13 protein-coding genes and 1 tRNA gene are annotated in these 14,719 nt (G+C 64.9%); 9 read left to right on the plus strand and 5 right to left on the minus strand.

Annotated elements, in window-relative coordinates; translation table 11 throughout:
• Positions 1-7 precede the first annotated feature (7 nt).
• The 4 genes from ABFK29_RS20285 to ABFK29_RS20300 all read left to right on the plus strand — a co-directional run bounded on the left by ABFK29_RS20285 (position 8) and on the right by ABFK29_RS20300 (position 3,889).
• The gene (locus ABFK29_RS20285) at positions 8-1,486 is read left to right on the plus strand and encodes a PLP-dependent aminotransferase family protein (RefSeq protein ID WP_005860263.1); all 1,479 of its coding nucleotides are present in this window, start codon (positions 8-10) and stop codon (positions 1,484-1,486) included.
• 484 nt (positions 1,487-1,970) lie between these two features.
• Positions 1,971-2,219, plus strand: a complete 249-nt coding sequence (locus tag ABFK29_RS20290) for a hypothetical protein (RefSeq protein WP_050772437.1) — start codon at positions 1,971-1,973, stop codon at positions 2,217-2,219.
• Positions 2,220-2,315: 96 nt separating this feature from the next.
• Positions 2,316-3,290: a DUF1775 domain-containing protein gene (locus tag ABFK29_RS20295; protein ID WP_005860266.1), complete on the plus strand. Its 975-nt coding sequence runs from the start codon at positions 2,316-2,318 to the stop codon at positions 3,288-3,290.
• Positions 3,290-3,889 (plus strand): SCO family protein, encoded by a 600-nt coding sequence (locus ABFK29_RS20300; RefSeq protein WP_005860268.1) that lies wholly within the window; start codon positions 3,290-3,292, stop codon positions 3,887-3,889. Before ABFK29_RS20295 ends, ABFK29_RS20300 begins: the two co-directional genes overlap by 1 nt.
• A gap of 766 nt (positions 3,890-4,655) precedes the next feature.
• Here ABFK29_RS20300 and ABFK29_RS20305 read toward each other — a convergent pair.
• Positions 4,656-4,731, minus strand: a tRNA-Lys gene (locus ABFK29_RS20305).
• A gap of 163 nt (positions 4,732-4,894) precedes the next feature.
• On the minus strand, positions 4,895-5,986 hold the full coding sequence (locus ABFK29_RS20310; RefSeq protein WP_005860270.1) for a hypothetical protein: 1,092 nt from the start codon (positions 5,984-5,986) through the stop codon (positions 4,895-4,897).
• A gap of 325 nt (positions 5,987-6,311) precedes the next feature.
• Between ABFK29_RS20310 and ABFK29_RS20315 the strand changes: the two genes are divergently transcribed.
• From ABFK29_RS20315 to ABFK29_RS20335, 5 genes are all read left to right on the plus strand, one after another.
• Entirely contained in the window at positions 6,312-7,319 is a 1,008-nt protein-coding gene (locus tag ABFK29_RS20315; protein ID WP_005860272.1) for a hypothetical protein, read from the plus strand.
• Between the two features lie 48 nt (positions 7,320-7,367).
• Positions 7,368-8,207, plus strand: a complete 840-nt coding sequence (dapF, locus tag ABFK29_RS20320) for a diaminopimelate epimerase (protein ID WP_005860274.1) — start codon at positions 7,368-7,370, stop codon at positions 8,205-8,207.
• On the plus strand, positions 8,204-9,469 hold the full coding sequence (mtaB, locus tag ABFK29_RS20325; protein WP_005860276.1) for a tRNA (N(6)-L-threonylcarbamoyladenosine(37)-C(2))-methylthiotransferase MtaB: 1,266 nt from the start codon (positions 8,204-8,206) through the stop codon (positions 9,467-9,469). Before dapF ends, mtaB begins: the two co-directional genes overlap by 4 nt.
• A 118-nt stretch (positions 9,470-9,587) precedes the next feature.
• Positions 9,588-10,211, plus strand: a complete 624-nt coding sequence (locus tag ABFK29_RS20330; protein WP_005860278.1) for an FMN-binding negative transcriptional regulator — start codon at positions 9,588-9,590, stop codon at positions 10,209-10,211.
• A gap of 233 nt (positions 10,212-10,444) precedes the next feature.
• Positions 10,445-11,167 carry a CDP-alcohol phosphatidyltransferase family protein gene (locus ABFK29_RS20335; protein WP_005860280.1) on the plus strand — a complete coding sequence of 241 codons (723 nt, stop codon included), beginning with the start codon at positions 10,445-10,447 and terminating at the stop codon, positions 11,165-11,167.
• 239 nt (positions 11,168-11,406) lie between these two features.
• Here ABFK29_RS20335 and xylA read toward each other — a convergent pair whose 3' ends face one another.
• From xylA to ABFK29_RS20350, 3 genes are all read right to left on the minus strand, one after another.
• Positions 11,407-12,714 carry a xylose isomerase gene (xylA, locus tag ABFK29_RS20340; RefSeq protein ID WP_005860282.1) on the minus strand — a complete coding sequence of 436 codons (1,308 nt, stop codon included), beginning with the start codon at positions 12,712-12,714 and terminating at the stop codon, positions 11,407-11,409.
• Between the two features lie 26 nt (positions 12,715-12,740).
• Positions 12,741-14,192: a xylulokinase gene (gene xylB, locus ABFK29_RS20345; RefSeq protein WP_005860285.1), complete on the minus strand. Its 1,452-nt coding sequence runs from the start codon at positions 14,190-14,192 to the stop codon at positions 12,741-12,743.
• Between the two features lie 269 nt (positions 14,193-14,461).
• Positions 14,462-14,707, minus strand: coding sequence for an accessory factor UbiK family protein (locus ABFK29_RS20350; RefSeq protein WP_005864244.1), 246 nt, complete (start codon positions 14,705-14,707; stop codon positions 14,462-14,464).
• Between the last annotated feature and the right edge of the window lie 12 nt (positions 14,708-14,719).

Below are 14,719 nucleotides of genomic sequence, written 5' to 3' on the forward strand. Positions count from 1 at the left end.
GCCGCACATGATCCTGCCGATCAGGATTGACCGGTGCCAAGGTGCCGGGCTGAGCGACCAGATCACTGCGCAAATCTCGCGCCTGATCTTCAAGGGCGTCCTTCCGCCCGGACGAAAGCTCTGGTCCTGCCGCGGACTGGCGCGCGATCTGGGCGTGGCGGTGAACACGGTGACCTCCGCGTATTCCCGGCTCGAAACCGAAGAGCTTATCGAGGCGCGCCCGCGGTCCGGGTTCTTTGTCAGTGCCAAGAGCGGTGTGCACACAGACATGCCGGTGCGCGCACATCCGCCCCGCCCGGGCGGAGCGCCGATCACCGCCAAGCTGAACCGCTGCGCGCAGACCGAAAAGATCACCACCATTCAACGCCCGAAAGACTGGCGGCGCTATCCGTATCCTTTCGTCTGCAACCAGATCGACGAGGCCGACTTTCCGGTGGCGGAGTGGCGGGAATGCTCGCGCATCGCCATGGCCCGCAAGAGCGTCAATCTCTGGTCGGCGGACGGAGATAACGACGACAGCCCCGAGCTGATCGAACAGGTAAACCAGCGAGTCCTGCCGCGCCGCGGGATCTTTGCAGAAACGGACAGCACGCTGATCACGCTCGGCTCGCAAAACGGCATCTTCCTGACCAGCTATCTGTTCGGCGCGTCCGGCAGCGTTGCCGCGATGGAAGACCCCGGCTATCCCGATGCCCGCCGGATCCTGAGCGCAAACTTCGGCAAGGTGGTTGCACAACCGGTCGATGAGGAGGGTCTGATCGTGGATGAACGCCTGCGCGGCGTCGATCTGGTCTATACCACCCCCAACCGGCAATTCCCGACCGGCGTCACCCTGTCCGACCGGCGACGCAGGGAATTGCTGGAAGCCGCCGAGGCCTATGACTTCTACATCATCGAGGACGATTACGCGTGCGACGTGGACTTTCGGCCCTCTCCTCCCATGTCGCTCAGGGCGTCTGACACAGCCGACCGCGTCATCTATCTGGGGAGCCTTTCCAAAAGCCTCGCACCCGGTCTCAGGCTTGGTTACTTGAACGCCTCGCCAAAATTCATTGCCGCAGCCAGAGACTGCCGAAGCATGGTCATGCGCCACCCGCCGTTCCTGCTGCAGCATACGGCGGCGGTGTTCCTTGAACAGGCGTTCTACGACGGGCTGTTGCTGCGCAAGAAGCGTGACCAGGAAGAGCGTTGGAACATTGCTTCGTCGGCGCTCGGAAGTCAGGTGTCCGCCTTGAAGTTTACCGGAGCGTTTGGCAGCACCAACTTTGTCGCCTGCGATCCCGAAGCGAAACTCGACGCGCAAACCATTGCCTCCGAAGCGGCCAGCCACGGTATCCTGGTCGAGCCGATCTGGCCTTGTTACCAACAAGAGGGTGCCGGACGTTCCAGGTTTCGCATCGGAGTGTCGTCGATCCCGCGCGATCGGATCGCCCCGGGGCTGGACCTTCTCAACAGCACCATCGATGCGCTCAGATCGTCCCTGTGAACCGCAAAACAGCAGGAACCGAAGAGAATCTGGGGATCGGCGCGACAGGCAAGACAATGCCGACGCCGTATCCGGCAAACACCAGCATTACATCGATAAACGACCTCCAAATCGGCACTATTCACTGCAGTGCAGATTCGAACTTCCTGCCTTCCACTGCGGCTGCGGAGTCTTGGCCACAAATTCCTCACCCTCTGCGGGACCTTTCTGACGTTCAGCGTTTTTCTACTTAGGTGCGGAATGATCGCTCCGGACAATGACAGAGCCACCTACGCGCTGGATCTGCACAACATATGCTTGAACCAGTCATTTCTGAGCCCGCAGTTGCATGCGACGATTGGCCATTTAAACACCAGCACGTCGGGTCTATAGATGGCGCATGCTTCGCCATTGCGCCCGCACGTTCACACCCTTTCTTGTCGCGTGTCTCTTCGCGGTGCTGAGTGCCGTGTCCGCGTATGAGATGGCACCGGACCGCGGGACAATGGAACGCCAGGCCACCCTCCTGGCGATGGGCGAAACGCTCGATGCGCTCTGCGGTCTTTCCGATGACGGAGAGAAGCATCACTGCCCGTTCTGCCACAAGCTGCCCGATGCGCCCCGCATCGCCGCACCTGACGACGCTGCCCGCATCACCCGGGTCATTGCCCATCGTTTGGGGCACGACCTCGTTGTCGGGCCGCAGGATATCCGGGTCCACGCATCTCCCCGCGCGCCGCCGCGCCACGTCTGATCCCTGACATCTTGGTCCGCTTCGCATTGGCCGGAGCGGGATTTTTCCGGGACGCCGCCCTTTGCGCGCGTGTTCCTTCCGACTGGAGACAGACATATGTTCATCAAGACCACTCTGACCGCCGCGGCGGCCCTTTTCGCGCTGTCCGGCACAGCCTTCGCCCATGCAACGCTCGAGCAGAAAGAGGCCGCGATCGGCGCAACCACCAAGATCACCCTGCGCATTCCGCATGGCTGCGACGGCGAGGCCACAAATGCCGTGCGCTTCGAGATCCCCGAAGGTTTCTATGCCGTGAAGCCGATGCCCAAAGCCGGCTGGGAGCTGACCACCGAGACCGGAGCCTACGAGACGCCCTACAACAACCACGGCCGCGAGATGACCGAGGGCGTGCGCGCGGTGACATGGTCCGGCGGCGATCTGCCGGACGAATTCTATGACGAGTTCACAATCCGCGGCGCCGTCGGCCCGCAGCTTGCCGCCGGCGAAGCGCTCTACTTCCCGGCGGTTCAGACCTGCGCAAATGGCACAGCGGATTGGACCGATATCAGCGGATCCCACGACGTTCCGAACCCGGCGCCGTCGCTGATGCTCGTCTCGGGCGACGGGGGGCACGGACATGGCCACGGCCATGGCGATGCCGCAATGAAGAAGGGCGCGACGGTGACGCTTGGCGATCTTGAAATCTCGGCGCCCTTCGCGCGGGCCACGCTGCCGAACCAGCCCGTGGCGGGCGGCTTCATGACCCTCACCAATACCGGTGAGACGGATGACACGCTCATCGCGGCACGTTCTGCAGCCGCGGGCCGGATGGAGGTCCACGAGATGGCAATGGACGGCGATGTCATGCGGATGCGCGAACTGGAAGACGGCCTTCCAATTCCGGCTGGCCAGACGGTGACGCTGAAACCCGGCGGCTACCACGTGATGTTCATGGATCTCGCCGGGCCGCTGTCCGAAGGCGACAGCGCCGAGGTCACGCTTACATTCGAGAAGGCCGGCGAGGTGACGGTGACCATGCCAGTCGTGGCGCGTGATGCCGGCGGCGCGGCGCATGAGCACGGGAGCCATTGATGAGCCCGTTGCGCAAAATCGCGCTCGTGGCATGGGGAGGGCTGGCTCTGCTGGCCCTTCTCGCCTTGAGCTGGTTTTACATCCTCGAGCCGCGCCTGAACCAAAGCGTCACCGACAGGCTCGGTCATGGCGACTACGCGCTTGTCACGAGTGATGGCGGCACCTTCACCGAAGACACGCTCGACGGCGCGCCGTCTGCGGTGTTCTTCGGCTTTTCCCATTGCCCCGAAGTGTGCCCGACAACGCTCGGCGATATCAGTGTCTGGCAGGACATGCTGGCAGAGGACGGCCTCGGCCCGATCCGCACCTTCTTTGTCACGGTGGACCCGGAGCGGGACACGCCCGAGATGCTTGGCGATTACGTCTCCTGGGCGGAAGGCGTGACCGGCGTCTCCGGCTCCCGCGAGGAGATCGACAAGGCCATCCGCGCCTTCCGCGTTTACGCACAGAAGGTGCCGCTCAAGGACGGCGGCTATACGATGGACCACTCGGCGATGGTGCTGCTTTTCGATGAGGATGGCCGCTTTTACAAACCCATCAACTATCAAGAAGATCCTGAGCGAGCGGTCGGAAAGATCCGAAGCCTTCTCGCCGGCTGACCTTGTACATGAACGACCGTCGCTCCGGAGGGTTCCCGGAGCGACTTTCACAGACAATCGAACGAAGCCCGGGGCGTGGCAGAGTCATTGTCGCGGACAGGCACGTCCGTGCTCTATCGCGCCGTCTGGCCCGGGCACGTCCATGTGGGCTCCATCATCCCGCCCTTCGACATCCTCATCGCGGTCAACGAAGCGGCTACCTCTTCAAGGACGAATACACGCTCACAACGCGACCCGGCCTAAACATCGGCATGCCGCAGGCGCCGGCGTGGATGCGGTGAAGCTCAGCCCGTGGAATCTGAAGTCCGAGCGCATCGAGTACCGTCGTAAGAAGACAGCGTGGATCGGTGGCGTTCCAGTCAGAACCCCAATGCACGCGGGCTTACTTGATTTGCCGGGCAGGCTTCCCGAAGACCGTCCCTTTCTCGCAACGAATCGTGGTGCAGAACGCACAGCTGAGAAGTTTGGCAATTACATGCGGGAGTGATGAGAAGAGGTCGGCTTGCCAGCCTACACCGCACACGGGCTGCGCAAGGCGTGCGCCCGTTCCTTGGCCGAAGCCAAAGAGATCGGCGCAGTCACGGGCCCAAAACCGCTAGCCGTCTTGCAACGCTACACCGAGATCGCTGACCGAGTAGGCATGACCAATTCTGCGATTGGAAACTGATCGCCCGCCCGAATGGCGAGCACAATCTGCCAAACCTTCTAGAGCGGTTCGTCAACTACGAAACCAACCCCAAGCAGGGAAAGGACATTTTGTGATCAGTGGTGAGCCGTGCAGGATTCGAACCTGCGACCCACTGATTAAAAGTCAGTTGCTCTACCAACTGAGCTAACGGCCCACTGTGTGGAGCGCTGTCTAGTCACAACTGCGAATCCCGTCAACCCCGATAACCGGCTTTTTCTCCTCCCTTTTGCAGTATCGCGGAATGGCTTGTGTCTAAACGAAAAAGCGCCCGCTCCGGGAGGGAGCGGGCGCCGATTTAGCGGAGAATCGGCCGCTGCCTACATCATGTGAGCCCAGTCGTCCTGCGGCTCGTCTTCGGGCGCGTCATGCACGGTCTGCTCATCTTCGGGACACTCCACATTGGTGAACAGGTCCTCAAGCGAGATCCAACCGTCATCCCCGGTTACGACTTCATCGCGCGGCTCTCCATCCGGGCCGTCCGGAAGGTCCGGGTCAGGCATCCGGATCTCGGTCACGCCCTGGAAGTGGCCGAAGCCCAAAGTGGCGCCCTCCTCGTCCAGATACTCGACGGAGCCCGACAGGGTTTGGTCGCCCGGATCTTCCTCGAGGTTGATGACCTTCAGCGGTCCATCCTCGGTCAAGTCGAGGACGACGCCGGACGTGCAGGTATCCGGGTCGTACCCGCCCGAAGTGCCGCCGGTGCCACGCGTGCCGCCGGTCCCACAAGCACCGCCCGTGCCGCCGGACCCTTTGGAGCCGCCCGTCCCCCTGGACCCGCCAGATCCGCCGGTCCCTTTCGAACCGCCCGAACCGCCGGTGCCACCGGAGCCGCCATGGCCGTCGTCTTGCCCGCCGTCGTCGCAGTGCCCACCGAAATGACCGGCCAGATGCTTGTCGTACCAGTCGGAGAAGCCGTGCCCTTCGACACCGCCGTTATGGTAGGACTTGCCGCAGCTCGCGCCGGTTCCGCCCGACCCATTGGAACCTGCAGTGCCTTGCGAACCCTTCGTCCCATCCGAACCATGCGATCCGCGGGTGCCGTTGGAGCCATGCGACCCCTTCGATCCCCCCGTCCCCCCGGAGCCACCCTTGCCGTGCGAACCATGTGTACCTTTGGTTCCGTCCGCCGCGTGCGAGCCCCCGGTCCCTTTGGAACCGTGCCCGCCTTTCGTACCGTCCGACCCGTGGGAGCCTTTCCAGCCATGTCCCGCCTTCGTGCCGCCGGAGCCGTCCGTTCCACCGAACCACTTGTCGAAGAAGTTGCTTTTGGTGCCGCCGCTGGCGTGATGCCCTCTGGAGCCGTGCGACCCCTTGCTGCCATGCGAGCCCTTGTCACCATCAGATCCCCTGCTGGTGCAGGTCTTTCCGGAATGTCCCAGCTTCGGGAAGCTCCAATATGAATTGAACATGTGTCTACTCCACGCCCTCCGCGCATAGAGCCGAACCCGAAAAACGTTCCGCTTGCGCTGTCCAGGCCCCCACCCAGATCAGGGATTGTGGGCACAAGGTCATGGTTTCGCCAAATTTCAGACCCAGTCATGCAGGTATTGTTTCGAAGATGACCTTGCGTCACTGGCACGCCCCGGAACTGTCACGAGGTCCGGCAACAATGGCCCGGATCGCCGCCACAATTCCGTCGCATCCGGAACCGGGAATCGCCGCAATGATGAACGAATCACCTGCTACGCATGGACGTCGGGAAACATGCGTGGCGCAAGCTGAGGGGGCAGACCCGTGAACAAGACCCTGCGGAAACACGAACGCATCAAGGCAGGCGCCGAAGCCCTGTTTCAACGGCCCGTGCGCGACATCAGCTTTCCCGGCGGCGAAAGCCGGGCGAGCCTGCGCCTGCATTTCGACGACATGACGGTGATCGGTTCCTTGCGTCCGAACTTCCGCCGCACGCATCTCGAGGCGTTCATCCTCCAGAAACTGGCGCCGGTCTGCGACGACGTCCCCGTCTGCCATGGCGTCATGGGCGACATCATGTTCCAGTCCGACGTGGGCAGCCGCCGCCTGAACACGGAAATCCGCAAGCACGCCGCTGCGGACCGTGTCGCGCTGGCAGAGGACGCGGTGGCCGCGATCTTCCGCATACAGGCGGCCGCCCGGCACACCGATCTTGGCACCACCCTGCCCCGGCTCGGCAACAATGCCGAATGGCTGGCCCAACTGGTGAACGATGTCGACATCCTCGGGCCATTGCTGGACCGCGGTATCCCCGACAGCTTCAACCGCGTGGAACTGCCCGCCTACCTCGACCAGTGCGGCATCCAGTTCGTCAAGTGGGACTGCCGCTCCGGAAATGCCGCGCTTGGCGATGACGGTCGCCTGCGATGGTTCGATTTCGAATACGCCGGAATGCGCCACGGGGCGGAGGATTTTGCCTGGCTGATCGGCGACGAAAGCTGGCCGGTCGACGCAGAGACGATGCTGGAGATCGTCGAGGACGGCTTCGACCCGTCCTGCGGGCATGATTTCGACCATTACATGGAGTACCTGTCCATCTACACGGTTCTGCACTGCATCCAGCGGCTGAAGCTGATCCTGGGGGAGGTCGAATCGCGCGGCTGGCGCTCCATCGAAGAGATCGTGGAACGGGACGATGTGGGCCGCCACCCGCTGCTTGCCGCGCATCTTTGCCGGACGGCCGCGTGGTTTGCCGACCGCCAGTCGACCACCGACATGCTGGTGCCCTTCCTCGAAGCCGCCGAGCGCCGTTTCATGGACGTGACGGAGTAAGCGGAGACCCTGCCGCCCCCTCTGGCGCGCGCTGGTCTTCGGGCGTATATGGGCGCCATGGATCACGCGCGCGCGACAGGTTTGCCCTTCATGAAAATGCACGGGCTGGGCAACGATTTCGTTGTCATCGACGCACGTGCGCGCAGCGTCCAGGTGACGCCCGAACTGGCCATGCGGCTGGCGGACCGGCACATGGGCGTGGGCTTCGACCAGCTCGCCCTGATCGAGCCGGGCGGCAATGCCGACGCGCACCTCGTGTTCCTGAACTCCGATGGGTCCACCTCGGCGGCCTGTGGCAATGCCACGCGCTGTATCGCCCGCCACCTGATGACCGAGACCGGCAAGGATCGCCTTGTCCTGACCACGGACCACGGCGCGCTGCAGGCGGTGGATACCGGCAACGGCATGACATCGGTGAACATGGGCCCGCCCGTTCTCGACTGGCAGAATATCCCCCTGGCAAGCGAAGTGGACACCCTGCACCTGCCCATTGACGGCGACCCCGTGGCGACGTCCATGGGCAACCCACACTGCACCTTCTTCGTGGCGGATGCGGAAGCCGTTGACCTCACGGACTTCGGCCCGAGGATCGAGCATCACCCCCTCTACCCGCAGCGGACCAATGTGCAGGTGGCCACCCTGATCGGCCCCGACCACCTGCGGATGCGGGTCTGGGAACGCGGCGCGGGGCTGACACTGGCATCCGGCTCTTCCTCATGCGCCACCGCCGTCGCCGCCGCGCGCCGAGGGCTGACCGGGCGCGCCGTGCACATCGACCTCGACGGCGGCACGCTGCATGTCGACTGGCGCGAGGACGGCGTCTGGATGACCGGCCCCACATCGCACGTCTTCACGGGCACGCTGACCGCAGAGTGGCTGTGCCAATGACCGACGCGCCACGGTTCACCACACTGGGCTGCCGCCTGAACGCCTACGAAACCGAGGCGATGAAGCGCCTCGCCGCCGACGCCGGGCTGACCGACGCGATGATCGTCAACACCTGCGCCGTCACCTCCGAGGCGGTGGCCAAGGCCCGCAAGGAGATCCGCCGTCTGCGCCGCGACAACCCCGACGCACCGCTGATCGTCACCGGCTGCGCCGCGCAGATCGACCCCGACAGCTTTGCTGCGATGGACGAGGTCACCCACGTCATCGGCAACACCGAAAAGATGGCGCCGGAGACATGGCAGCGCCTGACGCCCGACTTCATCGGCGACACGCCGCGCGTGCTGGTCAACGACATCATGTCGGTCGAGGAAACCGCCGGCCACCTGATCGACGGCTTCGGCACCCGCTCGCGCGCATACGTGCAGGTGCAGAACGGTTGCGACCACCGCTGCACCTTCTGCATCATCCCCTATGGCCGCGGCAATTCGCGCTCCGTGCCCGCCGGTGTCGTGGTCGATCAGATCAAGCGGCTCGTGCAGGAAGGCTACAACGAGGTCGTGCTGACCGGCGTCGACCTGACGTCCTGGGGGGCCGACCTGCCCGGAGAGCCGCGCCTCGGCGATCTCGTGCTGCGCATTCTCAGGCTCACCGACGTGCCGCGCCTGCGCATCTCCTCGATCGATTCCATCGAGGCCGACGACGCCCTGATGCAGGCCATCGCGACAGAGCCGCGCCTGATGCCGCACCTGCACCTGTCGCTCCAGCACGGGCACGACCTGATCCTCAAGCGCATGAAGCGCCGCCACCTGCGCGACGACGCCATCCGCTTCTGCGAAGAAGCGCGCGCCCTGCGCCCCGACATGACCTTCGGCGCAGACATCATCGCAGGCTTCCCGACCGAGACGGACGAACACTTCGACGCCTCGCTGCGCCTGGTGGAGGACTGCGGCCTGACATGGCTGCATGTGTTCCCCTACTCGGCGCGGCCCGGCACACCCGCAGCGAAGATCCCGAACCGGGTCGACGGCACCACGATCAGGGAGCGGGCCGCCCGCCTGCGCGCCGCGGGCGATGCCGCCGTGGCCCGTCACCTTGCGGCACAGGACGGCCGCACGGCGCAGATCCTCATGGAAGCCCCCGACATGGGCCGCACGGAGCAGTTCACCGAGGTGACCTTTGCCGCGCCGCAACCGACCGGCCGGATCGTCGCCGCGCGTATCACCGGTACGGAGGGCGCCCGCCTGACCGCCATGCCGCTCTGAACCTCCCTCGCCACGACGGCCACTGAATGAAACGACACGCCCGAAGCGGCCCCGGCTTTTCGCTGCTCTGGCGGAATGTGAGAAACGCCACCGCCCGGGTCCCCGGGCAGGAGACACCATGCACACCAACCCAGCCTTTCGCCAGACTGACGAGACGGTGGCGCTCGACTTTGCCCGCAGCCGCGCCTTCGGCACGCTCTGCCTCTCGACCGAGGGCGCGCCACATCTCGCGCATGTGCCCTTCCTTCTGGCCGAGGACGGCCGGACCATCGACCTGCACCTGACCCGCTCAAATCCAATCGCCCGCGCTTGCCGCGTCCCGCGCGAAGTGACTCTCGCCATCACCGGCCCCGACGGCTATGTCTCACCGGACTGGTACGGCCTTGAGGACCAGGTTCCGACATGGAACTACGTCGCCGTGCACCTCTCGGGCATCCTCCACCCTCTGCAGCCCGAAGAACTGCCCGGCATGCTCGCCCGCCAGTCCGCCGCCTTCGAAGACTTCATTCCCGGCAAGATGCCCTGGACCATGGACAAGATGTCGGAGGACACGACCGCCCGTTTCCTCCGGATGATCCAGCCCTTCCGTCTGGAAATCCTGAGCGTCGCCAGTACCTTCAAGCTGAACCAGAACAAGTCAGCAAACGCACGGCATAACGCCGCCCGCCATGTCGAAGAAGGCTTCGGCTCCGACCTGACACGTCTTGCCGACCTCATGCGCACCCCGCCCTCCGGCAACTGAACCGGATTTCGCCTCGCGTCCCGCGAGACGACCCGCGCGCCTTCGGCGCGAAGACAGGTATTTGAACCAAGATGAAGGGAAACCGCCCGCCCCTGCCCTTCATCTTGGTTCAAATACCTTCGGGGGAACGGCCTCGGAAGAGGCCGTGGGGGCGAAGCCCCAATGGAACGCGCCATGTCGGCCAATCTGTCTGATTGTTTGCTTTCCCGCACAATTTCCGCCATGACAGGTCGATGACCCCGAGCCTGAAGTCCACAGTGACCATCGAAGCCCGCGCCCTCTGCGTCCACCTTCTCACCGCCACTGGCGCCGTGTTCGCTATGCTCGCTCTTCTGGCAGCGGTTCAGGAGAACTGGCCGGTGATGTTCCTCTGGCTGGTCATTGCCTTCGCCGTGGATGGCGTGGACGGACCGCTGGCCCGGAAATACGACGTCAAGACCAACGCGCCGCGCTTTGACGGGGTGCTTCTGGATCTGATCATCGACTACCTGACCTACGTGTTCATCCCGGCCTTCGCGCTCTTCCAGAGCGGCCTGCTGCCCGGCTGGACAGGTTGGTTTGCGATCATCGTCATCACTTTCGCCAGCGCGATGTATTTCGCGGACAGCCGCATGAAGACCACCGACAATTCCTTCCAGGGCTTCCCGGGGTGCTGGAACATGCTGATCCTCGTGCTCTTCGCGATCAAACCCGGGTTCTGGGTGATCCTCCTGCTGATCACCGTTCTGGCGGTCGCGATGTTCCTGCCGCTCAAGTTCATCCATCCCGTCCGGACCGAGCGATGGCGCGCCCTTTCATTGCCGGTCGCCCTGGCGTGGACATTCTTTGCAGGCTGGGCCGCGTGGGTCGAGTTCCACCCGGAGAGCTGGGCGCATTGGGGATTGGTCGTGACCTCGGTCTACCTGATCGCCGTCGGCATCGTTCAGCAGATCGTGCCGACGCGGAACAGATCGTAGGGCGGGGCTACGCGCCGCCTTCCTTCCCCGGTACAGCCACCGAATAAGCACAAGGTTTCGCGCGACGGTCACGTCGCCGCGCCAGACCGCCTGCTTCGCTGGCCGGTACGTCCGATTGCTCCAAGCCACTTCGCGGCAGTCCTGGCACAGAGCTTCTACCCCCGGGACGGCCGCAAACCGTAACGCACTTGCCTGAAAAACGGCCTCTCCCCTGCTGGACGCCCTGCAGACCGCCGACGTCAGACGAAACGGTTCACGTAATTCTCCAGCCTCTCCTGCCGGCCGGAGCGCGGTTGCGGCTCGATCCCCTCGTCCAGCACCCGCTTCTGGATGCTCTCCAGGTCCGAGCCCAGCATCGCCTGTGCCGCCTCGCTCTGCCAACCGGCGTATCGCTCGTCCAGTGCCTGCTCCAGCCCGCCGTCCTCGATCATCGCCGCTGCCGCCTTCAGCCCACGCGCGCAGACATCCATGCCGCCGGCATGCCCGGCGATCAGGTCGACCGGATCGATGCTCTGCCGGCGCAATTTGGCGTCAAAGTTCGTCCCACCCGTGGTGAATCCGCCGCCTTTCAGCACGTGGTAATAGGCCAGCGCCACCTCGGGCACGTTGTTCGGGAACTGGTCGGTGTCCCAGCCCGACTGGTAATCGTTTCGATTCATGTCGATGGAGCCCAGCATCCCTTCCGCCGCTGCAAGGGCCAGCTCATGCTCGAAGGAGTGCCCGGCCAGGATCGCGTGCCCCTGCTCGATGTTCAGCTTCACCTCGCTCTCCAGCCCGTACTTGCGCAGGAAGCCGATGCAGGTCGCCACGTCGAAGTCGTACTGGTGTTTCGACGGCTCCTGCGGCTTCGGCTCCACGAGGATCGCGCCCTCGAACCCGATCTTGTGCTTGTAGTCGACCACCATCGACAGAAACCGCCCCATGTGGTCCAGCTCCTGGTTTAGGTCGGTGTTCAGCAGGGTCTCGTACCCCTCGCGCCCGCCCCACAGCACGTAGTTCTGGCCACCCAGCTTGTGAGTCGCATCCATGCAGCCTTTCACCGTGGCCGCGGCATAGGCGAACACATCCGGATCGGGGTTGGTGGAGGCGCCGCCCATCCAGCGCCGGTCCGAGAACATGTTCGCCGTGCCCCACAATAGCCCGGTCTTCGAGGCCGCCTGCTTCTCGCCTATGTAGTCGGTGATCTCATCCATCGTGCTCAGGTTCTTCGCGTAGTCGCCCTGTTCGGGGCGGAGGTCCGCGTCGTGCCAGCAGTAGAACGGCACGTTCAGAAGCTCGAACATCTCGAAAGCGACATCGGCCTTCATCTTCGCCCGCCCCATGTCGTCCTGCGGATGCCACGGGCGCACGAAGGTCTGCCCGCCAAAAGGATCGCCACCTTCCCAGGCGAAGGAATGCCACCAGGCCACGGCGAACCGCAGGTGGTCCTCCATCCGCTTGCCCACTACAACCGCGTCCGGGTCGTAGTGGCGGAAGCACAGCTCGGACGTGCTGTCGGCGCCCTCGTAGCGAAGCGGTGCAATGCCTTCGAAAAATCCGGTCGTCATCTAAAGTCCCCTCCCAAGGATACGCGTCAAGGCAGGTCTTTCACCGCCGGGTATGTCGCACGATACGCCTGGAATGCTTCGGCATAGGCGTCGGCAAGGGCCGCATCCGGTGCGACGGTCTCGCGCACGGCGGGGGCCACCATGACATCCTCCACCGTCCCCGCGCCACAGCCCACCATCGCCAGGCGCGCCGCCCCAAGCGCCGCGCCGAAATCGCCGGCCTCCGGCAGGTCCAGCGGCACACCCAACACGGTGGCGATCGTCTTGACCCAGTAGCGCGAGGCCGCACCACCGCCGATCGCCAGCAGGCTCTGCAGTTCCACGCCGGTCTGGCGCAGCGCCAGCGCACAGTCGCCGATGGCAAAGGCGACACCCTCCATCACCGCCTGTGTCATGGCGCGGCGATCCGTCGCCTGCTCGATGTTCAGGAAGCCGCCGCGAATGCGCGCGTCGTTGTGCGGAGTCCGCTCGCCCGACAGATACGGCAGGAAGCGCAGCCGACCCGGCCCCGAGATCTCGTCGCCAACCTCGCGCGCCAGATCGGCCGGTGCCGTGCCCGTGACGCGGGACAGCCAGTTCAGGGAATCCGTCGCGGCAAGGATCACGCCCATCTGGTACCATTGCCCCGGCACCGCGTGGCAGAAGGTGTGCACCGCGCTCTCCGGCAGCGGCGCATAGCCGTCGCGCCCGGTCAGCAGCACGCCCGAGGTGCCCAGCGACACGAACCCCTGCCCCTCGCGCATCGCGCCCACACCGCAGGCCGAGGCCGCATTGTCGCCCGCGCCGCCCACCACGGCCACGGTGCCCGTCATGCCCCAGCGCGCGGCCAGGTCCTGACGAAGCTGCCCACCGACGTCCGAGCCTTCGACAAGCCGGGGCATCTGCGCCCGCGCCATGCCCCCGGCCTCCAGCAGCCGCGGCGACCAGTCGCGCGCGCCGACGTCGAGCCAGGACGTGCCCGCGCTGTCCGACATGTCGGCGAACAGCTCTCCGGTCAGGTGGAAGTTCATGTAGCCGGCGGGCAGCACCACATGCGCCACGCGCGCAAACGCATCCGGCTCGTGCGCCGCCATCCAGGCCAGCTTCGGCGCGGTGAACCCCGGGAAGACGATGTTGCCCGACAACGCCCGCACATCGTCGGTCGCATCCAGCGCGGCCGCCTCGGCAAAACTGCGCGTGTCGTTCCACAGGATGCAGGGCCGCACGACCGCGCCCGCGGAATCGAGGCAGACGGCCCCATGCATATGCCCCGAAACGCCGATGCCCCGGACCGCCGCCATGTCCTCCGGACGCTCTGCCGCCATCCGTGTCAGCACGGCATCGACAGCGGCCACCCAGACCGCCGGGTCCTGCTCCGACCAGCCCGGGTGCGGATGCGCGGTCTGATAGCTTTCCGACAGGCTCGCGACCGGCGCACCGTCCTCGCCCACCAGCAGCGCCCGCAGGCCCGATGTCCCGAGATCCAGACCGACATACATGGCTCACCTCCCCGTTTGCGCTCACACAAACACCGAAGCGGCCCGTCAAGTCAAACGGTATACCAGAAATCGGGCGCCCGGGCCCCGTTTCACCTTGTCCAAATACCTCGGGGAGCGCGAGGGGCCGGCCCCTCGCTGACGCGCCACACCCGGCAAGACCCGAACATGCCCGAAGACCGGACCCCGGACGCGCCGCGGGCGCGGGGCGTAAGCCCCGCGCCCGCCCCGTGGCGACCTGCGGCAGCAGGGCGCAATCCGTCAGCAATCCACTATTTGGAGGCCGTCTCCAGCGCATCCAGCCGTGCCTTCAGCGCCTCGTTCTCCTCACGCGCCTTCTGCGCCATGGCGCGCACGGCGTCGAATTCCTCGCGGGTCACGAAGTCGCGATCCGCCAGCCAGCGGTCCACCATGCCCTTGAGGGCGGTCTCCGCCTCCTCTTTCGCCCCCTGCGCCACGCCCATGGCGTTGGTCATAAGTTGGCTCAGATCGTCGAAAACCTTGTTGCGGGTTTGCATGATAGTCACTCC

This window comes from Sagittula stellata E-37 (assembly GCF_039724765.1).
GTDB classification, from domain to species: Bacteria; Pseudomonadota; Alphaproteobacteria; order Rhodobacterales; family Rhodobacteraceae; genus Sagittula; species Sagittula stellata.